This window comes from Bradyrhizobium sp. USDA3516 (assembly GCF_057651995.1).
Genome location: NZ_JBYGYN010000013.1, coordinates 163,681 through 187,091, shown reverse-complemented (window position 1 = coordinate 187,091; position 23,411 = coordinate 163,681). Strand labels below are relative to the sequence as shown.

The following is a 23,411-nucleotide window of genomic DNA, read 5'->3' as shown; positions in this document are numbered from 1 at the left end:
ACTCGGAGCGCTGTCACACTTGAGTTTCTAGAGTAAGGTGATCGTCCCACGATGGCGACCGGCTATTTGCCATTGACTAGAATCATAGCATAAAATCCGAATCCTCTATCCTTCGGCAAGAATTAGCGGAGGCGAGATCATGCGCAATCTTCTGTTTATCGGTGTGCTTGCAATCCCCATGGTCGTCAGCTTTGGATCGGCTTCGAGCGCGGCTTCGCGGGGTCGCTCGTACATCCCCTCGGCCCCGCAGGACGTATATTGTCTGCAGGGACGTACCTGGGGATATCCGGGCAATTGCCAGTTCTCGACCTATGAGCAGTGTATGGCCACTGCATCCGGCACCTACGCCTATTGTGGTATCAATCCGGTCTACGCGTTTGCGCGACAGAGAGCGCAATCGCGCTAGCGTGCGAAGGTCGAGCAGTCTGAGGCATGCTTAGATAAATGGACCGGCTGTGCCGGGTTGAGGGACCTGGCCCTGCCGTCCGATCCGGACCTCCCCCGTTCGAGCATCGAGCGCGCCACGCGATGCGTCGCCTCAGATGCGTCGGACGCAAAGCAAAAGCATTAGGCTGCAGTGGTTCATCGGCGTCACTGCAGCCGGGCGTCGCTCTTTATTCAATTCAAGAAAAAAGCAACGCGAAGCGTCAAACAGACATCTGCTTGTTGCGTCTTGTCAGCTTCCTTTTCCATGGTGACCGCTTGACTAATCTACTTTGAGTAGTGTTTGAAGTGAGGCTTTCCAACGCGAAATCTACGCTAGCTGCGGAAAATGAGGGAGATCGCCAGATGTTGGATGACCCCAGCACTGCCTCTTACCCGTGGTTCTCGACGAAGTCTGCAAGAACCTTCCGCACCGAGCCGGAACCGCAATTCGGAACGTGTCGACGCGTTAAGTTCAGGGAGCAAGCTCCCACGGTCCGCTCGGCACCCGTGGGTTTGAAATCCTGCGAAGCCTGTCAATTATCGCTGAATTCCTGCAGGATTTTATCGGCTGCGTCGCGATATCGCTGCTCGCTTCCGATATGAAGGGCGCGTCAGGCAGGGAGTTTTCAAATGAAGGTCGGAGTCCCAAAGGAAATCAAGGCGCACGAATATCGCGTGGGCCTTACTCCTGGAGCTGCCCGCGAATACGTGGCAGCAGGCCACAGCGTGATGATCGAGACCAATGCGGGCGCTGGCATTGGTGCAACCGACGACGATTATCGCAATGCTGGCGCAACGATACTAACTTCCGCCGTTGAGGTATTCGCCTTGAGCGAGATGATTGTAAAGGTCAAGGAGCCTCAGCCGTCCGAATGGTCTCAGCTGCGTGAGAATCATATCCTCTTCACTTATCTGCATCTGGCTCCCGACCTGGACCAGGCTACCGGCCTCCTGGAATCTGGATGCACCGCGATCGCCTATGAGACGGTAACTGATGCGCATGGTGGTCTTCCACTGCTGGCGCCGATGAGCGAGGTCGCGGGTAGGCTTGCGGTCGAAGCGGCGGGTAGCGCCCTAAAGCGGAGTACAGGCGGACGAGGGCTGCTGATCGGTGGGGTGCCCGGTGTTCAGCCTGCCCGAATCGTTGTGATCGGAGGTGGCGTCGTCGGTACGCACGCGGCACGCATGGCGGTCGGTCTCGGCGCAGAAGTGACCATCATCGATCGTTCGTTAATCCGGCTCCGCGAGCTGGACGAGCTATTCGAAGGACGCGTTCGCACCAGGTTTTCAACCATCGAGTCCGTAGAGGAAGAGGTATTTGCGGCCGATGTCGTGATTGGTGCCGTGCTCGTTCCAGGTGCGAGCGCGCCGAAGCTGGTCCGCCGGAGCATGCTGAGCTCGATGCGCAAGAGGGCGGTACTCGTGGACGTCGCTATCGATCAGGGCGGCTGCTTTGAGACATCACACCCAACCACTCACGCTGATCCAACTTACGAAGTAGATGGCATTATTCATTATTGCGTGGCTAATATGCCCGGCGCCGTTCCGCTGACGTCGAGTCAAGCACTGAATAACGCAACTCTGCCGTTTGGTTTGGCTCTGGCCAACAAGGGGTTTTCCGCCGTACTGGACAATCCACATTTGCGCGCAGGCCTCAACGTCCATCGGGGCCGGCTAACTTACAAAGCGGTGGCCGAAAGCCTCGGGCTGCCCTTCTCACCGATCGAACAGGCTGCGGCGTGATCCCAGAGGCCCTCATGGCTGTTCCCTCCGTGACTAAGCCATCCTTTGGGTGGCTTTTTTTTCGGCCACATTAATCGGCTGACCGCTGCCGGCATCTACTCTGACCGCGAAGCGTACGGAGGATCACTAGACGAACACCTGGCTTCAGCCGCGCGCGCGAGGGGAGAAAGTGTACTTTTGCCCCATAAAGCGCATGTGAATGCCGGTTTGCCGGCAATACGGGGCAACTGAAAATGCGTCCCGCGGGCCCCGAGAGGGACGCGCATCACGGGTGTGATTGTATCTGGAGCGGCCGCCGCGGCCTTCTGGCTGTGGCGAGGCGGACTGGTGAGGACCCGCCGGTTGTTGCCCGTGATCCGTCGCGTAAGCGGCGGCTGTCCCGGTGAGTGGAACTAACAAGATGCGCTCTGGGTTAGACGGGCGGGGAACTCTATGATGCCGCGCGGCGCATCGATCTTAGCCCTGGCACGGCGGGCGTTGGGGAGCATCTCAGATCGTTCCGCTGAGTCCGGCGAAGCTGGTTCATCTGATCGCTAATTGATGTGAATTGACCATGCGCAAATCAAAGCATCGAGATCAAGCCGCCACGCCCTTGTAGGATTTGCGACAGCGTGTCGAGGCGGCGATTTGCGTTATCGAAAATACTTCAGACGAATCAAGCTCAAACTGTCTGGCACAAGACTTGATAGCAAGAAGCTGTCCCGCACCTTTTTTATGGAATCGCAGTGATGGCTTACAAGATAATCGCATCCCAGTGCACCGTCTGCGGTGCGTGTGAGTTCGAGTGTCCCAATGCTGCGATCAGCCTGAAGAACGACATATATGTGATCAATCCGTCCCAGTGTACCCAATGTGAAGGGCATTTTGACGCGCCACAATGCGCCGTCGTTTGCCCGGTGCCCAATACGTGCGTGCCGGCAAAGGTCGGTTAGCCGACGAGAGGAGCTCCCGCACGAAACATAATGAAGACGCTATCGACACAGCCGCCTTTCCTATCCGTCTCCTGTTTTTCTCACTTGCTAGCCTCGAGTTCGTGGTGACTTGCGCGAGCCGCTCGTAGAGTGTTGCGACGTAACGAGCGCCGCGCCCCGAGACCCCGGCAAAGGGGCAGGAGTGGGCTTTAGTACTTCTAAATTGTTCTAGCAGAAGTTCTTCACGACTAAATACAGCCGTCGCCACATTGTTAGAGTGAGTCCGCTTTCACTCCGACTGAAGCGACGAGGCGAGATGCCCGAGGCTGAAATGAATGCACGGGAGAGCGACATGGATGGTCGCGGCGATACCAACGGCACCAAGGCCGCTTCGGGAATCGAAGCTGACGATGCGGTCGACCAGCGCCTGGGTGAAACCGTGCGGCTGCTGCGGCAGCGCGCCGGCCTCTCGATCCAGGAAGTCGCCAACAAGACCGGCCTGTCCACCGGCATGATCAGCCAGCTCGAACGCGCACGTGCGATGCCGTCGATCCGCACGCTGCGCCTGCTCGGCATCGCGCTCGACGTCCCCATCTCCTATTTCTTCGAGAGCAGCGATCCCGCCGACGGGCAGCGCTACATGGTGCGCAAAACCAACCGCCGGCTGCTGCGGCTCACCGCCAGCGGCGTCGTCAAGGAAGCGCTGACCCCGGAAGGCAAGGGCCAGCTTGAGCTCTACGAGCTCACGCTCAACCCCGGCGCCTCCTCCGGCACCGACTTCCTGCAGCACACCGGCGAGAAGGCAGGCTACATCCTCTCGGGCAGCCTGCGGCTGTGGCTCGAGAACCAGGCCCATGTGCTGGAAACCGGCGACAGCTTTCGCTTTCCGAGCATCGTGCCGCACATGTTCGACAACCCGACCCAACAGGTGGCGCGCGTGATCTGGGTGACGACGCTGCGCCAGACCGATTCGCCGGCAGGTTGAGGCGCCAAGGCGTGTTCCTGGCATTCCAGAACCTGTCGAGTTTCCGGCGTGACGACAATGAACTTCCTGCGGGGGGCACTGAACGCCCAGGGCAAGGCGCGCGGCGAGCAGGAATTCTCCATCCGCGCCCGAGAAGATACTGGTTGCTTACCCGGAGGAGGGGCTCAGGCCATCAACTTCGTGCGCATGATCGGGACGCCGGCCGAGAAGGGTCGATCATTTCGTTTGAAGTGAAGAACACATGCGCATGATATTGCCACCATCCTTGACCTTGCCGGTTTAGCCGTGCGGGCCGGGGCGCACTGTGCGATGCCGCTGCTCAAGTGTTTCGGCCTGCTGGCGACGTGCCGTGTGTCCCTTGGGCTTTACAATACACGCGAAGAGATCGATGTGCTGTGCGTGTCCTTGTCAGGGCGTGGCAACTGCTCGCGTAACCTGGCGAGCGTTCACGTGGCAAGGCAGCTCGCGTTGAGCTCTGCAGCTTCGGATCGTACACGTCATCATCATCGCAGCAAGCGAGCATCTGTAGGTAAGTATAGAAGCATTGGTAAGCCTGTGTCGGCCAGCCGGCCTTGCTGCCGACTTTCTTCCTTCAATCACAGAGCACTGCAATCGCGGATAGGCTCCAGAACGGGGTGGGAGATTTCAGGCAGAGCTCGCCTTGTTCAATTTCGAACGGGGCCACACCAAGAGTTCTCTGCGAAAGCGCCATGTCGGATTCGCAACAACGGCCTTGTCACCGCACGAGGTGCGGTAAGTAGCTTTGATTGTTGCGGTTTTGGTGCTCAGGAGACGCTGGCATGCTGGTTGCAAAAGTCTTGGATCAAGAAGCCGCCCTCGCAACAGCTAACCTTTGAAGGACATCAGATGAGTCTCGCCACGACCCAGAGCATCGCAGAAATCAGGGCTCGCAACAAAGAGCTGATCGAGGAGGTGCTGAAGGTCTATCCGGAGAAAACCGCGAAGCGGCGTGCCAAGCACCTCAATGTTCACCAGGCCGGAAAGTCAGACTGCGGCGTCAAGTCCAACATCAAATCCATACCCGGCGTGATGACGATCAGAGGCTGCGCCTATGCGGGGTCAAAGGGGGTGGTCTGGGGACCAATCAAGGACATGGTTCACATCAGCCACGGCCCCGTCGGCTGCGGTCAGTATTCGTGGGGCTCGCGTCGCAACTATTACGTTGGCACCACAGGTATCGATAGCTTCGTGACCCTACAGTTCACCTCCGACTTCCAGGAAAAGGACATCGTATTCGGCGGCGACAAAAAACTGGTCAAAGTTCTTGATGAAATCCAAGAGCTGTTTCCGCTCAACAACGGCGTCACGATCCAATCGGAATGCCCGATCGGATTGATCGGCGACGATATCGAAGCCGTGTCACGAGCAAAATCCAAGGAGTATGGAGGCAAGACCATCGTGCCGGTCCGTTGTGAGGGCTTCCGAGGCGTGTCGCAGTCACTGGGCCATCACATTGCGAACGATGCGGTGCGCGATTGGATTTTCGGTCATCTCGAGGACGATGCCAAACCCAAGTTCGAGCCGACGCCGTACGATGTTGCGATTATCGGAGACTACAATATCGGCGGGGACGCTTGGTCATCCCGAATTCTGCTGGAGGAGATGGGTCTGCGGGTAATCGCGCAGTGGTCCGGCGACGGCTCACTCGCTGAGCTCGAAGCAACGCCGAAGGCAAAGCTCAACATTCTGCATTGCTACCGTTCAATGAACTACATCTCACGCCACATGGAAGAGAAGTTCGGTATTCCGTGGTGCGAGTACAATTTCTTCGGACCATCAAAGATCGCAGAGTCATTGCGCAAGATTGCGGGCTATTTCGACGACAAGATCAAGGAAGGCGCCGAGCGGGTAATCGAGAAGTATCAGCCGCTCGCGAGCGCGGTGATCGCTAAATATCGGCCTCGCTTGGAGAGCAAGACCGTGATGCTGTACGTCGGCGGGCTCCGTCCGCGTCATGTTATCGGCGCATATGAGGACCTGGGGATGGAAGTCATTGGCACCGGATACGAGTTCGGTCACAACGACGACTATCAGCGCACAGCTCAGCACTACGTGAAGGACAGCACGCTTATCTACGATGACGTCAATGGCTATGAGTTCGAGCGCTTCGTCGAAAAGCTCCAGCCTGACCTTGTCGGGTCGGGTATCAAGGAAAAGTACGTTTTTCAAAAGATGGGTGTGCCGTTCCGGCAGATGCACTCTTGGGACTATTCGGGTCCATATCACGGCTATGACGGATTCGCGATCTTTGCGCGCGACATGGACATGGCTGTCAACTCGCCGATTTGGAAGAAAACGAAGGCCCCCTGGAAGGAAGCTTCGAGCGCCAAGCTCCAGGCTGCCGAATAAAGCAAATCAACGCTCGGGCAAGCCGAGACGATACCAATCTCGACGACAGTGAAGGATTTCACCAATGGCGCAGAGTGCCGAGCACGTGCTCGATCATGTCGAACTGTTCCGCGGTCCAGAATACCAGCAGATGCTGGCCAAGAAGAAGATATTCGAGAACCCTCGCGATCCTGCCGAGGTCGAACGTATCAAGGAATGGACGAAAACCGCCGAATATCGCGAAAAAAACTTCGCGCGGGAGGCGCTAGCGGTAAATCCGGCCAAGGCGTGCCAGCCGCTTGGCGCCGTATTCGCCTCTGTTGGCTTTGAGCGTACGTTGCCCTTCGTCCACGGCTCGCAAGGCTGTGTGGCCTACTACCGCAGTCATTTGTCGCGGCACTTCAAGGAGCCTAGCTCCTGTGTCTCTTCGTCAATGACGGAAGACGCTGCCGTATTCGGCGGTCTGAACAACATGATCGACGGGCTCGCAAACAGCTACAACATGTACAAGCCCAAGATGATTGCGGTTTCCACCACCTGCATGGCCGAGGTGATCGGCGATGACCTCAACGCCTTCATCAAGACTTCGAAAGAAAAAGGCTCAGTTCCGTCGGACTTCGACGTGCCGTTCGCCCACACGCCGGCGTTCGTCGGTAGCCACGTGACGGGCTATGACAATGCGCTCAAGGGCATTCTGGAGCACTTTTGGGACGGCAAGGCCGGGACAGCGCCGAAGCTTGAGCGCAAACCGAATGGGGCGATCAACATCATTGGCGGCTTCGATGGCTATACCGTTGGAAACCTTCGCGAGATCAAGCGCGTCTTGGAATTGATGGGCATCCAGCATACGGTTCTCGCCGACAATTCGGAAGTCTTTGATACTCCGACCGACGGCGAATTCCGGATGTATGACGGTGGTACGACGCTGGAGGATGCGGCGAACGCGATTCATGCCAAGGCGACTATCTCCATGCAACAATGGTGCACGGAAAAGACGCTGACATTCGTGGCGGAGCATGGCCAGGACGTCGTATCCTTCAATTACCCCGTGGGCTTATCTGCAACGGATGACTTCATCGTCGCGCTGTCACGCCTCAGCGGCAAGGAGATTCCCGAGCAACTTGCGCTAGAACGTGGCCGCCTGGTGGACGCCATCGCCGACTCCAGCGCGCATGTTCATGGCAAGAAGTTCGCGATCTATGGCGATCCGGATCTTTGCTATGGGTTGGCTGCGTTTCTGCTCGAACTCGGCGCCGAACCGACCCATGTGCTGTCTACCAACGGCAACAAGGCATGGCAGGAAAAAATGCAGGCGCTGCTTGCAAGCTCGCCATTTGGACAGGGCTGCCAAGCCTATCCTGGCCGAGACCTCTGGCATATGCGCTCACTCCTATTTACCGAGCCGGTCGATTTTCTGATTGGCAACACCTACGGGAAGTACCTGGAGCGCGATACCGGAACGCCACTGATCCGCATCGGCTTTCCGATTTTCGATCGGCATCATCATCACCGCTCCCCCCTATGGGGCTATCAGGGCGGCCTGAACGTGCTGGTGAAGATCCTGGACAAGATCTTCGACGAGATCGACAAGAACACCAACGTTCTTGGCAAAACGGACTACAGCTTCGACATCATTCGCTGATGAGCGACTGCGCGTGCCATCGCTCAAGCAATGGGCGATGGCACGTTCGCATGGTCGTTGCTTTGCAATTTGTTCGCCCTGAGAGGAAACAGGATGAGTTCACTAGCGGCCAGGGTCCAGGATATCTTCGACGAGCCGGGCTGCGCCAAGAATGGCAGTAAGTCGGAGGCTGAACGCAGGAACGGCTGCACCAAACAGCTGCAGCCAGGTAGTGCTGCCGGCGGCTGTGCTTTCGATGGTGCCAAGGTTGCGCTCCAGCCGTTCACCGACGTGGCTCACTTGGTACATGGTCCGATCGCGTGCGAGGGCAATTCCTGGGACAATCGGGGGGCAGCGTCGTCAGGCTCGGATCTGTGGCGCACCGCATTTACAACCGATTTGAGCGAAACCGATATTGTATTCGGAGGCGAGAAGCGGCTTTGCAAGTCGATCAAGGAGATCATCGACAAGTACGATCCGTCCGCAATCTTCGTTTATCAAACCTGCATCCCGGCGATGATCGGCGACGACATCAACGCAGTCTGCAAGGCGGCATCTCGAAGATTCTCAAAGCCGGTGATTCCGATCAATTCTCCGGGCTTCGTCGGTTCGAAGAACCTCGGCAACAAGCTGGCCGGCGAGGCCTTGCTTGACTATGTGATCGGTACGCGAGAGCCGGACTACACCACCCCGTACGACATCAATCTGATCGGAGAATACAACCTTTCGGGAGAGCTCTGGCAAGTCAAGCCATTACTAGACGAGCTTGGAGTACGAATTCTCTGCTGCATCTCAGGCGATGGCAAATATCGCGAAGTCGCTTCATCTCATCGCGCACGGGCGTCGATGTTAGTGTGCTCAAAGTCCATGATCAACGTCGCACGCAAGATGGAGCAACGCTACGGGATTCCATTCTTCGAGGGGTCTTTCTACGGTATTCAAGATTCGAGCGAATCGCTACGGCAGATTGCCCGCTTATTGGTCGAACGCGGCGCCCCAACAGATCTGCTGGGGCGCACCGAAACGGTGATCGCGCGCGAGGAAGCGTGGGCCTGGGGTGCGATCGAGCCGTATAAGCCACGGCTCGAAGGCAAAAAGGCATTGTTAGTGACCGGCGGCGTCAAGTCATGGTCGGTCGTTGCGGCACTCCAGGAAGCCGGGCTTGAGTTAGTCGGTACCAGTGTGAAAAAATCGACCAAGGAAGATAAGGAGCGCATTAAAGAGCTCATGGGGCATGAAGCCCATATGATCGAGGATATGACGCCGCGCGAGATGTACGAGATATTAAAGGGCGCAAAAGCGGACATCATGCTATCGGGCGGCAAGTCGCAGTTCGTCGCGCTGAAAGCGGCGGTGCCTTGGCTCGATATCAACCAGGAGCGTTGCCACGCCTATATGGGCTATGTCGGAATGGTCAAGCTGGTGGAGCAGATCGATAATTCGCTCTCCAGTCCGATGTGGAAGCAGCTACGTCGACCGGCGCCATGGGAGGCGTTGACCAAGGCGATGGAGCAGATGCAATCGCCCGCGACCGCGCTCGCCGATCCGGCGCTCGCCGAAGAGTCGCGCCGCGCCAGGAAGATCTGCATGTGCAACAAGGTCGATCTGGGCACGATCGAGGATGCAATCTACGCGCATCGCCTGAGGAGCGTCGAAGCGGTCAGGGAGCATACCAATGCGGTCGGTGGCTGCTGCCAAAGACGTATCGAGGATATCTTGGCGTCCGAGCCATCTGCCATGCGACAGGCCGCAGAGTAGGGAGGCGTCATGGCCATCGTCACGGCGCCAACAAAAGCCTGCGCTGTCAACCCGCTGAAGATGAGCCAGCCGATCGGCGGCGCATTCGCTTTCATGGGGCTGGGCGGGGCGATGCCGCTTCTGCACGGCTCCCAGGGGTGCACATCCTTCGGGCTCACGCTCTTTGTCCGGCATTTCAAAGAGGCTGTACCGCTGCAGACCACCGCGATGAGCGAGGTCACGACGGTACTTGGTGGTTATGAGAACCTCGAGCAGGCGGTACTAAACATCTACAAGCGAGCTAAGCCAAAGATCATCGGAATCTGCTCGACTGGTGTCACCGAAACCAACGGCGACGATGTGGATGCCTACCTCAAGCTGATCCGGAGCAAGCATCCGCAACTCGCAAAGTTGCCGCTCGTTTACGTCTCGACACCTGATTTCAAGGGTGCGTTCCAGGACGGCTGGGAGAAGGCTGTCGCGCGCATTGTGGAGGTGCTGGTGGATGGGCCAAATGCCAGTCGCCTGAGGGATCCATCGAGGGTGAATGTTCTGCCGGGATGTCACCTCACGCCCGGCGATCTTGATGAACTCCGTGTCATACTGGAGGATTTCGGGTTGTCACCGTCCTTCCTCCCTGACCTGGCGGGATCGCTCGATGGGCATATCCCCGATGAGTTTACGCCAACGACCATCGGTGGCATCGGCGTTGGCGAAATTGCGGATATGGGCCGCGCGGGCTGGACGATTGCAATCGGCGCGCAGATGCGGCGAGCTGCAGAGGTCATGCAGGCAAAGACCGGCGTGCCTTTTCGTGTCTTCGAGCGGCTGTGCGGTCTCTGTCCGAATGATGAGTTCATGACGTTTTTGAGCGAGATCAGCGGGCGCCCGATACCCTTGAAATATCGACGCCAGCGCAGTCAGCTCGCAGATGCCATGCTGGATGCACACTTCCATATTGGCGGTCGCAAACTCGCAATCGGTGCTGAGCCAGACCTTCTGCTCGATTTGTCCGACATGCTGAGCGAAATGGGCGCGCAGGTGACCGTTGCCGTGACGACTACTCAGTCGGAGGTGATCGAGCGGATCCAGACCAAGGAGGTGATCATTGGCGATCTCGAAGATCTGGAAGACCTTGCCAAAGAGAGGTGTTGCGACCTGCTGATCACGCATTCGCATGGAAGGCAAGCGGCGGCGCGGCTGAAGGTGCCGTTCTATCGTGCAGGTTTTCCGATATTCGATCGACTTGGCGCGGGACACCAGCTGTCAGTAGGCTATCGTGGTACCCGTCATCTGATCTTCGAAATCGCCAATCTCGTGATTGCGCATCGCGACAAAAACGATCAGCCTACGCCAGATAGGTGGCGAACTGCGCGCGGACTGCCACTATGCCCAGGCTATCGCAGCTCCGCTGGCGCGACTGAGAGGTCGGTTGCATGAAAGTTGCGTTTGCCACTCAGGACCTGAGACGCGTCGATGCTCATTTTGGTTGGGCAAAGAATATCGCAATCTACGATGTCGCTCCCGGCGGGCACGTGTTTGTTGAAGCGATCGAATTTGAGGGCGATCTTAAGGAAGACGGCAGCGATGATAAGTTGGCGCCAAAGATCGAGGCCGTCAAGGATTGCGCAATCCTCTACGTCGCTGCCATTGGTGGTGCAGCGGCTGCGCGAGTGGTGGCCAAAAAAATTCATCCTATCAAGGTGAGTAAACCAGAAAATATTCTGGTGTTGCTAGAAAAACTTGAGCGGGTGCTGAAGGGCACACCACCTCCCTGGCTGCGCAAGGTCATGGCAAAGGACCAGCGGAGAACGTTCGACTTTGATGAATGAGGTGATATGACCGCAAAAATAGAGCAGCAGGCCAGCCTTGTCGACGCGCCATTCCTCATCGATTTGGTCAAGATTTGGCGTGCTCAGGATACCAACGGAGCCTGGGAAGGGAAGAGCGATCGTGATCTGCTCGAACCCTATATCCTGAACATGGAAAAGCGGCGCGCATTGCCGATTATCGGTGATCCCGATCCAAAAACACTGTGGCGGCTTGAACTGTTCTTCAATGCAGTTGCGCTGTCGGTAGAGAGGGAGACTGGCGTCATGATTCAGCCGATTCTGAAGCTGCATCATGAAGGCTTCGGGCGCATAGTGCTCATTGCAGGGCGGTTGGTCGCCGTAAACAAGCAGCTGCGCGACGTGCATCGCTTCGGATTCGACAGCTTCGTCAAGTTGGCGCAGGAGGGGGATAAATATGTCAGGGACGGAATCGACCTGATTCGGAAGTTCCCGGACGTGGCAAACTATTGAGGATACTCATGGGGGATCGTGAAACACTGAAGGCCGAACTGAGGAAAGTGTCCGCCAAGGCGATACAGGCCAAGATGGATTTGCACGATCTTTCGGAAGAATTACCCATCAACTGGACCTCGATCATGGTGGTCGCTCAGAAAGCGTACGATTCTTACGCCGAACTTGATCGCACGAGCCGCGCCTTAAAAGCGCTGGAGAATACCTAGAGGGGGCAATGCATGTCGTTTCAAACACGAGACGGACGCGACTGGACGCCACAATACCTGGTCACGATCGATGCAAAGAAATGCATCGGTTGTGGCCGCTGTTTCAAGGTATGCGGTCGAGATGTCATGACCTTGAAAGGAATCAACGAGGAAGGCGAACTTGTCGACCTCGACAATGACGAGGACGATGAGGTCGAGAAGAAGATCATGGTCTTGGACGATCAGGGTGCCTGCATCGGATGCGGTGCGTGCGCCAGGGTTTGCCCGGCCGACTGCCAGACCCACGTTTCAGCTGCAGCCGAAGCTGCATGAGCGAAGGCGCTCTCCGGGGCATTTAAGTGCAGCAGACCCGGCTCGGATTAAAGGAGAGGATTTGCAGGAACAGCTGGGCCGCAACGATATCACGTCCTTGGTAGGTCTTCAGGTTACTCATCCCCGTCGAGAACGCGGGCGAAGTGTGAAGAACGAGAACGACGAGTGGAAGCGCGTCGACGGGCCTACGAGGTCGTCCGTGCTTTAATCGCAGTTACGATGTCAACCCCGATAGTAAACGCGATCCACTACCGAGTTCATGGGTCCTTCGGCGGTCGTCTCCACAGGGGGCCGCCGCATGATCGCGTTCAAGAGGTGTGCATCTCGACGTGGAGAGTGCGGCGCGTAAAGCCCGCAGGCACGACTTCAAGATTGCCACGACCTTCGTCCCGGCAGGGACGCTTGTTCCGCCGAAGGCGCATCTGGTATGGTTTAAGACTGCCTCATCCGGCCCTCACCTGTGGCCGGAACTCAGTGCCATCGGCGGTCAGGAAGAGACGCCAGAGAGTTTTCAGCCAGGCGTGCAAGGTGCCCACCTGCCGCTGAGAGCCTGTGGTTGTGTGGCCGATGCTGGCCGCTCGAAACAAGCTCGTGGAGCTGCGGCGCGACGGCTGTTCTCGCTGTACAGCGGCGGATGTCGATCCAGTCCCAATCGACCTTGGTGGTGAGCTGAACCGCGAGTGCTTCATATTGATGATCTGGTCCAGCCTCGCCCGGAACGGATTGCCCGGACCCGTCGTCCTGTGCTTCGTCGGCCGCATCGCCACCTCTGATGCGACGACGGAACTATGGCTGTCGATTCGACGGAATCCTGAAAATGAAATTCCAAGACTTCCATGCCTGGTGTACCAAACCGTGCATTCGCAGCAGTCCACAACGACGAGATGGGGTTCTAGCTCATTTGCTTAACCGTTCTTCACTCACGAGGAGTGAGATTCCTCTCACAAAAGCCGGCGACAGATGCTCAACCTCGGCGCGTCAGCTCGTAGTCAGCTAGACATCTTACAATCCTCGGTAGGGCTCGAGCAACGCGAGCTCAGCACCAAACCGTACCGACAGGAGAGCGATCCGATGTATGGCCGAATTGTTGGCTCATCTAGCCAATCCACAAGCGCTGCCCAGGGTGATGAAGCAAAGCATTCAGATGACGAGGGCTTTGCGGAAAGGCTTGCAGGCATGGCGCCCGATGCTGGCCCAAGTTCGTCTCAGGCAGCGACACGGCCGTACTTCGTAAGTTCCCAAGCTCCGATCCAAGAGATCGACATCGATGAGTTCGGGGATGAAGTGAAGGCCTTCTATGGTGAGGACATCAAGTACATTGCCGAGCGTCCACTGGAGTACTCGGATTTCATATCCACAAAAGCTCAGCGCGCGGCAAACGTTGCTAGAACCTATGGTCACACAGACGAAGATACGGACCAGGCGCGATATTACGCCTATCGCTTGGGTGACAAAACTGTCGGGCTTCTGAGGACAGAAGGCAAACTTCGGGTAGGAGGAAGGCGATTCAGCGCCCAGTTCCCCGGTCGAAACGAGGTCACATCCCAAGTAGATCTTCGGGTTACTCATCCGCTCGTCGAGAACGCTGGCGATATTCTACTCGAACATCAGCTTCGGCAAGACGGCGAACAAGCATTGATTATGTCAAAACCTGCGCTCCCGGGCATCGAGTCCCGCCTGGCTCAGATGGGCTTTGTTCCTGTGAGTGATAAGAATCACTGGGTACTTGATCCTCACCAGCATCCCGACAAGTGGACGCATAACGACGAAGGTAAATGGCAACGTGTAGGCAAACCTGAAGGATATCTTGCCGCCGAGAGTAGTGGTGCTCAGGCAAACATCAAGCGAGCTTCGAGTGAAGCAAGTGATGAGACAGAGTCGTCAGGCGATGACACGTCTTGGTACTTCGAGCGCCTAAATCTAGGTCCGGGGTCGGCTGCAGAATAGTCGTTGTGGACGAGGTCGGGCCTGAAAGCGGTGGCTACTTGAGCTCATCGAGGATGTTGCTGCAGAAATGGCTCGCCACTTCAACACGCGCCGGCGTTAGGCGGCGGGATCGCGCCCAGAGTGCTGCACCGACGCAGCGCGGGGCCGCTCGCCGCCAACGCGGCTTAGCACTCAGCTGCCTGCCCTTGCGCTGCGCAGCCCGGTGCTCCACCACCGCGTCGGCTAGGGGACGGTCTATCGACCAATCCTGCTTGAGCGGACATCTTGATGCCGATCGACGACATCGGCAATGCACCAAAGCAGAGCCCGTAAGAAGCGGCGGGCGCTCAAAAAGAGCCGGGAAGTGATCATAAAGCCGATCGAGGATAAGGTCTCTCTGCGGGACGGTCAAACCTAGCCGCGAGCCTGGTCAAGGATCGCGAAACCCTGCTGGCCTTCTACGACTTCCCTGCCGAGCATTGGGATCAACTGCGAAGCACGGATGAGATAGACTGGCGATTTCTTCATGGTGAGACGACGATTGCGGCGATCACTCGACTCCCCGTCCGCATCTGGCGCGGTATTGTTCGCAAAGACGTCGATTGCCGCTGCGGGCGGACGTCCGCGTCGGCTCCCAATAGACCTGGCGCGAATCCCTCCTGATGGCGGCTGGCACCGAGAGCGGTACCTTGTCCAAGATATTGGCGGTGTTGTGCAGCACCTAGCATCGCAGGTGTCGGGTCCAGGAAGCCTTCCAAAAGCCGAGCGCGCCGACGCCGACGGCAATTTCCGGGCCCATCCGGCAACCCGCGCTTTGCTTGATGTCGATCAGGAGCTCGCGCCTGATGGAACAGTATTGGTAGTGTCATTCACTGCGTATCGCTTGCTCGAGAGGTTTTGGCAGGCTTAGGGGCCGCTTGCAGGGTAAAGTGGCTGCAACAGCAGCAGCGGGCCAGAAGACGGACATTTCGCCGTTCCATGCGCGGGCGCAAGGGCTAGCCTAAAGGGGGCGCATGTTCGCCGCGTGCGCCCCCCGTTGCGGGTTGGGAGCGAGCGTTCACTTTGTGGGAAGGCACTTGCGATGCCGCGATGGATACGCGATCGCAGGGCATTGCAACCGGCCTTCCGCAGCGTGGCGATTGGCGAGCAGCAAAGACCAGTTGTCAAGTTTAGCAGTCCTGCAAATGGTCCAGAAAGGTTGGAGCTATGCTGGGCAGCCAGGCATGGAAAGGGCAGCAAGGCTCAATGCTCCTGCGAATTGTTCTGAATTTTGCGCGCAAGCGAAAGAAATTGGTATGCTGCGACGGCGAAGCTTTCGATTGGATCGCCGGAAACACGTTCCGGCACTTGTACACTTCTTGCACGGTGATTGCACAACGACAATGAAACGCGCCTTGCAACAACCGGGTGATGAATGCAGCCAAATCCCATCTATGCAATTTGCGGCTTTAACGACATTCCGAGCCGCCAAGCCATGGGATTCCATCTTATGGTCGTCGAAGATGACGGCAAGCACCGGCCGTGGTCCATCATCGTGGTGCGCTGGGGCAAAAAGGTGCTTGGCTATGTCAATAAATGCCCGCACAACAGCGTCAAATTGGACTGGGAACAGAACCAATTCCTCGATTCTTGCGGCACCCGGTTGATGTGCGGCAAGCACGGTTCGACCTTCGAACTCGGCACCGGGCGGTGCGTCGAAGGTCCATGTGAGGGTAGAGCGCTCACGCCGATCGCGTTGGCAGTTCTGGAAGGCGATATCTGCATCGTTGGTGTGCATCTTGTCGAAGACGATGCATGGGCAAATAACTGAAGACTGCGCTTAGACCGGCCGGTTCTCGTTGCGGTTTTTCACCGCTTCCATCCTCTTTAGCCCGTCGTCATACGAGATCTCCTCACACGACAGATCGAGATCCTTCGTGGCATCGAGGAGGCAATCAAGCTTACCCCGCGGATCGAGCTTCTTGATATCATCCTTGTTCAGCCCGACCAGGTCCATCATCTCCTTCCAAACGGTGGATTCATCGCAGGGTAAGACGTGGAAGTTAATATCGCCGAACTTCACTCTGTACTTCGCCAGCAAATCGATGTTGTTGCAAAACATGAAGTAGCCGCCGGTTGGGCTTAAGGTGCCGTCAAGGACGGTCGCGACGTCAGCAAGATATGCAAAGGAATGTAGGTAGCCGGCCAGCACCGGAATAGTGCGCTCTCCGTCCTGCGCGAACGTCAGAACCTGCTCGATCGAATAGTCTGGCGGTCGCTTCTCGTCCGCGACCTGAGTCTGGAACTTCAGTGCGACGTCGCCACGAAAGCCGAACCGGCCCGGCTTGGTAGTCGCACCTTTGAGTACGGCGTTAAGCAGGCGGCCCTCCTTCTCAAGTCTGCCAAGTGCGGTGTTCTCGATTGCAGTCATAAAATGCGTCCTTGATCTAAGCTCTTCACCGACCCGTTGGTCGGTGCCAGATCCGATGCAAATTGCCTGCCGCCGCAGCGTAGCGGCCCACCCTAAGAAGACAACGCGTCATTGGCTGGCACCGCCTAGAGTAGCCTTGTAGGAAATCCGACGCCTGTTCCAAAGCCAACGTGCGAAGGTGCGCATCATTAAGTGTCTGCGCGCTGGCACGTGGCTTGCTCTTGGCTACGTTCAAGCTGATGAGTGAAAGACGTGATCAACCTGACCGACAGCGCAGTGAATGCGATCAAGAGTGCGATATCATCGTCAACGCGCCCGTCCGGCGGTCTGCGCGTCATGATTGAAGCAGGCGGCTGCAGTGGCTTCAAATACAAGATGGGTCTGGCCGAGGAACCGAAGCCTGACGACACCGTGATCGAATGCGATGGGCTGAAGGTGTTCGTCGATAGCAAGAGCTGCGATCGTCTAGTCGGTACGACCATCGATTTCGTCGTGGCGCTGGAGGGCTCTGGATTCACCTTTCACAACCCGAACGCCACCGCAAACTGCTCCTGCGGGAAATCGTTCTGTTGATGAAAAACATTGTTCAGGTGATGAGAAGAAAACATCGAAGCGCGCCGGCCGAGCCAAAACAACTGAGGCAATCGTCGTCCACTACGACAAAGCGGGAGCGTCGCATTCGCGACGCGCTCGAACTCTTCATGCCTCATTCTATAACTCCACGGTGGCGGCTGGCAGCTGATCGGCATCGATGGCAGTCTGTTTATGGCTAGGCTGGCCGGTGCCTGTACGTCGTGTAAGCGTTCGAGGGCGAGCGTGGGACGTACGCACGTGGCTCGTGGGTAAAATCCGCGGATTTGGTCAGCTAATCCTCGTTTCTGGTACTGGTGGGGCAGTGGATTGAGCGAAGATCGAGCGCCGATTTACCTCGATAACAATGCAACGACACGGACTGATCCGTCCGTCGTGCAAGCAATGTTGCCGTTCTTCACTGAGAATTTCGGCAATGCCTCATCCAAGCATGCCTTCGGCAACGACGTCGCAGCTGCTGTGAGGCAGGCCCGGCGAAGCCTGAGGGACTTGTTAGGTAACACATACGATCATGAAATCGTCTTCACCTCGGGAGGGACCGAAGCCAATAATGCCGCGATCCTCTCTGCTCTGGCGACGCAGGAAGATCGAGACGAAATTGTCACTACTTCTGTTGAGCACTCCGCTGTACTTGCGCTAACTCAGCAATTGGCGACAAGGGGAGTCAAGACGCACATAGTACCCGTAGACGCTTGCGGCAGGCTCGATATCGAGGCGTTTCGCTGCGCGCTTGGGCCACGCACAGCCGTTGCCTCCGTGATGTGGGCCAATAACGAGACCGGAACGTTGTTTCCTGTGGAGTTTCTGGCAGGATTGACGCGTGAGGCGGGCGCGCTGTTTCACACAGATGCGGTCCAGGCAATTGGGAAGGTGCGTTTGAACCTAAGGGAAAGCGCGATCGACATGCTGTCGCTATCCGCGCACAAACTGCACGGCCCCAAGGGGGTCGGCGCATTATATTTGCGCAAAGGGACTAAATTCCGGCCGCTAATCTGCGGCGGATCACAGGAACGAGGGCGTCGCGGCGGGACCGAGAATGTTCCCGCGATCGTCGGCCTAGGAAAGGCTGCCGGGCTTGCGGCGGAGCGGCTTGAACCCGAGCGCATTCGCATTGGCGCTTTGCGCGACCGCCTTGAACGTGGAGTGTTGCGCAATGGGGAGTGCGTTGTGCTCGGTGACGTCAGCAATCGGTTGGCGAACACTGCCAATATTGCCTTCGACCACCTCGAAGGCGAAGCCATCGCCCACCATCTCGATCGGGCGGGCATAGCCGTGTCGCTCGGATCAGCCTGCAACTCCGGTTCAATGCAGCCATCGCATGTTCTGTGTGCTATGCAGGTGCCGACGTGGCGGATGCACGGCGCCGTGCGCTTTTCTCTGTCGCGTGAGACCTCGTTGGCGGAGGTCGATGAGGCCGTGTGCGCTGTGTCCGACGTTGTGGCTCGCATGCGCGCCATCTCCGGCGCCACTGTTAGGGAGTAGACCTCGTGAAGATCATGATCCGCCGGTCTCCGGAGGGCCTGTCCATCTACGTGCCAAAAAAGGATCTCGAAGAGAAAATCGTGGAATCCGAGTACGAGACTCTATGGGGCGGCTGGATCAAAGTGGCTAATGGCTGGCTGTTCGATTTGCCTGAGATGGCGAGCGACACCCGGTTGCCGATCACAATCAATGTGAAAAAGCGGGACGAGACCGGGCACAATCCGTGAAGACACTCCCGCAGATCGACTTTGTCGTTGCGGCGGCTGCGTGGGGCGCTCTCGTGGTTTGAGGGCCCCGAGCATCGTTCCATATCGTCCTGGCCACGCTGAATGGCGGAGATCCGTTCTGCCGACCACGCCAGACCGAATGCTCGGCTTCTTCGCCAGCAAGTTTGCGCCGCCGCGGGAAGTTAGGGGCAATACGGTCAGCGGCGACCCAGCATATCGAAATTAGCAAACATAGCGCCGTCGCAACGGAATTGACGACGCAGACAATCGCTCGCTCAGTTGAGCCGAGGCGGTTACACTCCATCCTGCGCCCCGTCGTTGGGCGTCCAGCAGGATCCGTGGTAGCCACTACTGGCCTTGTCGAGCCCGGATCCCCCCGCGTGTAACGGGCTTGCGAGAGCCGCAACGCGGCAAACGCGTTAGATGGAGCGGCGTTCGGGGGAGCTTAGCGCGAGAATGAATGCGCAAGGCATAGAGCTCTGGGTGAGAATAGCGACGTATCTGTCGTTTTGCTAACAAGCTCATCATGGCTGTTGTTGCATGCGCCAGTGCTAACGTAGCACTAACTCGATGGCCTGCTGCTGCGATTGCATCATTCTGGCCATGGCATGCAAGTTGCTACCCAGCTTTATGAGGCTCGCTCACGGATGGTCCTGGGAGAGCGACGATGTCTCCAGGGAAAAGCGAATGAACGCGGTCGTCGGACGCGGAACATATGTCAAAGCTGCAGTAAATCACGGCAAGATTATGCAGCCCACCACCGATCATAAGGGCAGCTGCGCTTCGGCCAAGACCGGGCAGGCGAGCTGCGGCTCGAAGGCCGGCCAAGGCGATCTGCCAACCGAAATCTGGGAAAAGGTTAAAGACCATCCCTGCTATAGCGTAGACGCGCACCATCATTACGCTCGCATGCATGTCGCGGTCGCGCCTGCCTGCAACATCCAGTGCAATTACTGCAACCGAAAATACGACTGCGCCAATGAATCGCGTCCGGGCGTGGTGAGCGAGAAGCTCACCCCTGAGCAGGCGGTCAGAAAAGTGCTCGCGGTCGCGACCACCATCCCTCAGATGACAGTGCTTGGCATTGCTGGACCGGGCGATGCTCTGGCCAATCCAGCAAAGACGTTCGAAACGTTCGAGCTGGTCTCCAAGGCGGCTCCCGACATCAAGCTTTGTCTGTCAACCAACGGACTCGCACTGCCGGACTATGTTGATACCATCGTCAGGTCCAAGGTCGACCACGTCACCATCACCATAAACATGGTTGATCCCGAAATCGGAGCCAAGATTTACCCGTGGATCTTCTTCAACCACAAGCGATACACGGGCATTGAGGCGGCAAAGATACTCACTGATCGCCAGCTGCAAGGCCTCGAGATGCTTAGCGAACGGGGTATTTTGTGCAAGATAAACTCGGTGATGATTCCCAACATCAATGATGACCACTTGGTCGAGGTCAACAAGGCGGTCACGTCGCGCGGTGCCTTCCTTCACAATATCATGCCGCTGATCTCCGCACCCGAGCATGGCACAGCATTTGGCCTCAGCGGTCAGCGCGGCCCGACCGCGCAAGAACTGAAAGCGCTGCAAGATGCTTGTGAAGGGCGGATAAACATGATGCGGCATTGTCGCCAGTGCCGCGCCGACGCGGTTGGTTTACTCGGGGACGATCGAGGCCCAGAGTTCACCACTGATCAGGTGATGAAAATGGACGTCCAGTATGACTTAGAGATGCGCAAGGCTTATCAGCAAAGAGTAGAGAATGAGCGCGTCGCCAAAGCCGAGGCGTGCCAAAAGGAGCTTGAGAAGCTTTCCGGAGAGATCAGCGCGATCACTCTTCTGGTGGCGGTTGCAACCAAGGGCTCTGGGTTGATCAACGAGCACTTTGGGCACGCAAAAGAATTTCAAATGTACGAGCTCTCTACATCAGGCGCCAAATTCGTTGGCCGACGCCGTGTGGAGGTTTACTGCCAGGGCGGTTATGGCGAGGAAGATAGACTTTCCACCATCGTGCGCGGCATCCGTGACTGCCATGCGGTCTTCGTGGCCAAGATTGGCGGCGGTCCGAAAAGCAATTTGATTAAGGCGGGCATCGAGCCGGTCGATCAATTCGCCTATGAGTTCATTGAGAAGTCGGCGATCACTTGGTTTAGGTCATATCTCGACAAGGTGAGGCGTGGGGAAGTCCAGCATGTAGAGCGCGGCGACGCCGCGATTCCGCTAGGAGCTCGGATCTCTGCGGCGTAAGGGGGAATATGTGCCGTTCAAAATCATCGCCTCGCAGTGCACGGGCTGCTCAGCCTGCGAACCCTTATGCCCGAACGTTGCTATATCGGAGAAGGAGGGGAACTTTGTCATTGAAGCGGCGAAATGCACCGAATGCGTTGGCCATTTTGACGAGCCGCAATGTGCAGCCGCCTGTCCGGTCGACAATACCTGCGTGGTTGACAGGTCCTTGCCTCGCTATCAAGCGCCAGAGTAAAGCGTGAGGTCTCATGAGCGGCAAGGTAAGACCTGGTGCTGAATCCGTCGCCCTCGTCGCAGGCGCCGGGTTCGCGCCCTTCGGGACGGCAACCGCTCTGCATTGTCCTGCGGTGGTGCTGCTGGGTCGGCAGCACGGCCTGGCGGCATCTCAGCGGTGCGAGGGCGCTTCGTGGTACGAGAGCGCCCTCCGAGGCAGCCCTCCCATCGTCGATGCGATTGACGATCCGGCGGGTGGGCACGAAATGATGCAGAGTGTTGCCCGCGTAGGCTAGGCGGCTTCTCTGCATCTGAAGAGGGAGCGGTGCATGAGGAGGGGTATATGAGCAGCATTGTTCGTGACAGCGACATCGTCGAGCTCAGCGACCCACCCGTCTTCAGCTTTGGCCAAAAGCTCCGAGCCAATCGCACCATCCGAAACGATGGCACCTATCCCGGCAAGGAGATTGGTGACGTCTTAGTCAAGAAGGGGGAGGTGGGTTACGTCGTCTCGATCGGCACTTTCTTGCAGCAATTCTACATCTACGGTGTGGCATTTCTGGACAGCGGCCACCGGGTTGGCATGAAACGCAAGGAACTAGAGCCGGTGGAAACCTGCGAGGAGATCGATGATCTGCCGTTGCCGGAGGAGTCATGACTCAGCAAGCCGTTCCGAAATATCGACGGGGCCAGCGAGTCAAAGCCGCAGTCGACCTCACCAACGATAGCTCATTTCCGAACGCGGAGCCCGAGGGAGTGTTGCTCACCGCCGGAGCGACCGGCGAAATCATCAAGGTCGCTATCCACACCGAAGCGAACGTGCCGGTCTATATTGTCGATTTTGGTGAGGCGCTGCTGATCGGCTGTCTTGAAGAAGAAATAGCAGTGCTTTGAAGGAGGCTTTCGCCATGAATGCCGCGCTGATGAGGAAAGCAAAGACGGGGTTGCTGCCTCACCCAAACGAGCTCGATCGCAAACGAATTGAGCGCGCCTTGAGCGCGCGCAAGCGCTATCTTTACGTCTCGCCGAAAGTTGGGCCGGTGAGAGGGGGCTACCTCGTCGAGAGCCCTTGTTGCTCGCGCAACATCGACACGGATGGCGCTCTCATCGATGTCGCCCTAATTCTTTATGATACCGTGAGCGGGATCTGGAAGCTTTTTCGCAAGAATCATGCCCAGGGAGTCTGGGAATTTTACAGCCTTTACCTCCGTTTGCCTTCTGCAATCGATGAATTGAACGCGGATCCTGAGCGCCTGTTCTGGCAATAAGGGGCCAGCCTTTTAGTTGAAAAGAAGCCACGATGGCGCTCACTGCGAAAGAATTGATCGAAATCGACCGACCAGCTTGCTGCGGATGGCGCCGGCTTGAGCCCGGGGCCAGTTGCCGCAGATTTATTGGGCCGCTGCGATGCTTCAGACGATCAAACCAGCCGTTCCGACAATTTCATCGTCTCGATCTTCATATGCTCGATCGATCGGATCGCAGATTACGGCCGACCCAAAGCGACCGACTAGCGGCCCGTTGGCGCGAAAGGAACGGTGTGCGGTGAGCACTGAATTTGCGGAGTGTCAGCTGGATGAGCGCACACCTATCATCGCAAGAGATGAGCAGGCGGGGATACGTGCTTTATACATCGTGACCCGCGCTGGAATGCCACCGGCGGCATGTACTCGTTCAGGAAAGGGGGAAGAAAAATGTTCCAGACGAGGGCGGACAAGG

23 protein-coding genes and 3 pseudogenes are annotated in these 23,411 nt (G+C 57.4%); 24 read left to right on the top strand and 2 right to left on the bottom strand.

Annotated elements, in window-relative coordinates; translation table 11 throughout:
* The first annotated feature begins 139 nt into the window (after positions 1-139).
* The 14 genes and pseudogenes from AC24YW_RS32845 (at position 140) to fdxB (ending at position 12,596) form a co-directional block, all read left to right on the top strand.
* Complete coding sequence (locus tag AC24YW_RS32845) at positions 140-406, top strand: DUF3551 domain-containing protein (RefSeq protein ID WP_271596659.1); 267 nt, start codon at positions 140-142, stop codon at positions 404-406.
* A gap of 650 nt (positions 407-1,056) precedes the next feature.
* Positions 1,057-2,169 carry an alanine dehydrogenase gene (gene ald / locus AC24YW_RS32840; protein ID WP_487486579.1) on the top strand — a complete coding sequence of 371 codons (1,113 nt, stop codon included), beginning with the start codon at positions 1,057-1,059 and terminating at the stop codon, positions 2,167-2,169.
* Between the two features lie 728 nt (positions 2,170-2,897).
* Positions 2,898-3,101, top strand: a complete 204-nt coding sequence (locus AC24YW_RS32835) for a 4Fe-4S binding protein (RefSeq protein WP_487486578.1) — start codon at positions 2,898-2,900, stop codon at positions 3,099-3,101.
* A gap of 331 nt (positions 3,102-3,432) precedes the next feature.
* Positions 3,433-4,065, top strand: a complete 633-nt coding sequence (locus tag AC24YW_RS32830) for a cupin domain-containing protein (RefSeq protein ID WP_487486577.1) — start codon at positions 3,433-3,435, stop codon at positions 4,063-4,065.
* Positions 4,032-4,185 (top strand): annotated as a pseudogene (sufC, locus tag AC24YW_RS32825) (Fe-S cluster assembly ATPase SufC); the annotation flags it as partial. The gene AC24YW_RS32830 and the pseudogene sufC, both read left to right, overlap by 34 nt.
* A gap of 129 nt (positions 4,186-4,314) precedes the next feature.
* Positions 4,315-4,449, top strand: a pseudogene (locus AC24YW_RS32820) (aminotransferase class V-fold PLP-dependent enzyme); the annotation flags it as partial.
* A gap of 483 nt (positions 4,450-4,932) precedes the next feature.
* Positions 4,933-6,435: a nitrogenase molybdenum-iron protein alpha chain gene (gene nifD / locus AC24YW_RS32815; RefSeq protein ID WP_487486576.1), complete on the top strand. Its 1,503-nt coding sequence runs from the start codon at positions 4,933-4,935 to the stop codon at positions 6,433-6,435.
* 64 nt (positions 6,436-6,499) lie between these two features.
* Positions 6,500-8,056, top strand: a complete 1,557-nt coding sequence (gene nifK / locus AC24YW_RS32810) for a nitrogenase molybdenum-iron protein subunit beta (protein WP_487486575.1) — start codon at positions 6,500-6,502, stop codon at positions 8,054-8,056.
* A 93-nt stretch (positions 8,057-8,149) separates the two neighbouring features.
* A complete protein-coding gene (gene nifE, locus AC24YW_RS32805) occupies positions 8,150-9,793 on the top strand; it encodes a nitrogenase iron-molybdenum cofactor biosynthesis protein NifE (protein ID WP_487486574.1) in 1,644 nt (547 codons plus the stop codon).
* A gap of 9 nt (positions 9,794-9,802) precedes the next feature.
* Positions 9,803-11,212 carry a nitrogenase iron-molybdenum cofactor biosynthesis protein NifN gene (gene nifN / locus AC24YW_RS32800; RefSeq protein ID WP_487486573.1) on the top strand — a complete coding sequence of 470 codons (1,410 nt, stop codon included), beginning with the start codon at positions 9,803-9,805 and terminating at the stop codon, positions 11,210-11,212.
* Positions 11,209-11,604, top strand: a complete 396-nt coding sequence (nifX, locus tag AC24YW_RS32795) for a nitrogen fixation protein NifX (protein ID WP_172787742.1) — start codon at positions 11,209-11,211, stop codon at positions 11,602-11,604. Before nifN ends, nifX begins: the two co-directional genes overlap by 4 nt.
* Positions 11,605-11,610: 6 nt before the next feature.
* The gene (locus AC24YW_RS32790; protein ID WP_487486572.1) at positions 11,611-12,075 is read left to right on the top strand and encodes a NifX-associated nitrogen fixation protein; all 465 of its coding nucleotides are present in this window, start codon (positions 11,611-11,613) and stop codon (positions 12,073-12,075) included.
* Positions 12,076-12,083: 8 nt separating this feature from the next.
* On the top strand, positions 12,084-12,284 hold the full coding sequence (locus AC24YW_RS32785) for a CCE_0567 family metalloprotein (protein WP_271596649.1): 201 nt from the start codon (positions 12,084-12,086) through the stop codon (positions 12,282-12,284).
* Positions 12,285-12,296: 12 nt separating this feature from the next.
* The gene (gene fdxB / locus AC24YW_RS32780; protein WP_172787739.1) at positions 12,297-12,596 is read left to right on the top strand and encodes a ferredoxin III, nif-specific; all 300 of its coding nucleotides are present in this window, start codon (positions 12,297-12,299) and stop codon (positions 12,594-12,596) included.
* 607 nt (positions 12,597-13,203) lie between these two features.
* Here fdxB and AC24YW_RS32775 read toward each other — a convergent pair.
* Positions 13,204-13,357 (bottom strand): annotated as a pseudogene (locus AC24YW_RS32775) (IS5/IS1182 family transposase); the annotation flags it as partial.
* Positions 13,358-13,667: 310 nt separating this feature from the next.
* Between AC24YW_RS32775 and AC24YW_RS32770 the strand changes: the two are divergent.
* Positions 13,668-14,543: a host specificity protein gene (locus AC24YW_RS32770; RefSeq protein ID WP_487486571.1), complete on the top strand. Its 876-nt coding sequence runs from the start codon at positions 13,668-13,670 to the stop codon at positions 14,541-14,543.
* Between the two features lie 1,393 nt (positions 14,544-15,936).
* The gene (locus tag AC24YW_RS32765; protein WP_172787738.1) at positions 15,937-16,332 is read left to right on the top strand and encodes a Rieske (2Fe-2S) protein; all 396 of its coding nucleotides are present in this window, start codon (positions 15,937-15,939) and stop codon (positions 16,330-16,332) included.
* Between the two features lie 9 nt (positions 16,333-16,341).
* On the opposite strand, the gene AC24YW_RS32760 is transcribed toward AC24YW_RS32765, so the two are convergent.
* Complete coding sequence (locus AC24YW_RS32760) at positions 16,342-16,932, bottom strand: hypothetical protein (RefSeq protein WP_172787737.1); 591 nt, start codon at positions 16,930-16,932, stop codon at positions 16,342-16,344.
* A gap of 252 nt (positions 16,933-17,184) precedes the next feature.
* On the opposite strand from AC24YW_RS32760, the gene AC24YW_RS32755 reads away from it, so the two are divergent.
* The 8 genes from AC24YW_RS32755 to AC24YW_RS32720 all read left to right on the top strand — a co-directional run bounded on the left by AC24YW_RS32755 (position 17,185) and on the right by AC24YW_RS32720 (position 22,960).
* Positions 17,185-17,505 (top strand): HesB/IscA family protein, encoded by a 321-nt coding sequence (locus tag AC24YW_RS32755; protein WP_487486570.1) that lies wholly within the window; start codon positions 17,185-17,187, stop codon positions 17,503-17,505.
* Between the two features lie 327 nt (positions 17,506-17,832).
* Entirely contained in the window at positions 17,833-19,005 is a 1,173-nt protein-coding gene (gene nifS, locus AC24YW_RS32750; RefSeq protein WP_487486569.1) for a cysteine desulfurase NifS, read from the top strand.
* A 5-nt stretch (positions 19,006-19,010) separates the two neighbouring features.
* On the top strand, positions 19,011-19,232 hold the full coding sequence (gene nifT, locus AC24YW_RS32745) for a putative nitrogen fixation protein NifT (RefSeq protein ID WP_487486568.1): 222 nt from the start codon (positions 19,011-19,013) through the stop codon (positions 19,230-19,232).
* Positions 19,233-19,919: 687 nt separating this feature from the next.
* Positions 19,920-21,479, top strand: coding sequence for a nitrogenase cofactor biosynthesis protein NifB (gene nifB / locus AC24YW_RS32740; RefSeq protein WP_487486567.1), 1,560 nt, complete (start codon positions 19,920-19,922; stop codon positions 21,477-21,479).
* 10 nt (positions 21,480-21,489) lie between these two features.
* Positions 21,490-21,714 (top strand): 4Fe-4S binding protein, encoded by a 225-nt coding sequence (locus AC24YW_RS32735; RefSeq protein ID WP_271596643.1) that lies wholly within the window; start codon positions 21,490-21,492, stop codon positions 21,712-21,714.
* A gap of 321 nt (positions 21,715-22,035) precedes the next feature.
* A complete protein-coding gene (locus tag AC24YW_RS32730; protein WP_271596642.1) occupies positions 22,036-22,350 on the top strand; it encodes a nitrogen fixation protein NifZ in 315 nt (104 codons plus the stop codon).
* Positions 22,347-22,586: a nitrogen fixation protein NifZ gene (locus tag AC24YW_RS32725; protein ID WP_172787731.1), complete on the top strand. Its 240-nt coding sequence runs from the start codon at positions 22,347-22,349 to the stop codon at positions 22,584-22,586. The genes AC24YW_RS32730 and AC24YW_RS32725 overlap by 4 nt, the downstream gene beginning before the upstream one ends.
* Positions 22,587-22,600: 14 nt before the next feature.
* Positions 22,601-22,960: a DUF3024 domain-containing protein gene (locus AC24YW_RS32720; RefSeq protein WP_487486566.1), complete on the top strand. Its 360-nt coding sequence runs from the start codon at positions 22,601-22,603 to the stop codon at positions 22,958-22,960.
* Positions 22,961-23,411 lie beyond the last annotated feature (451 nt).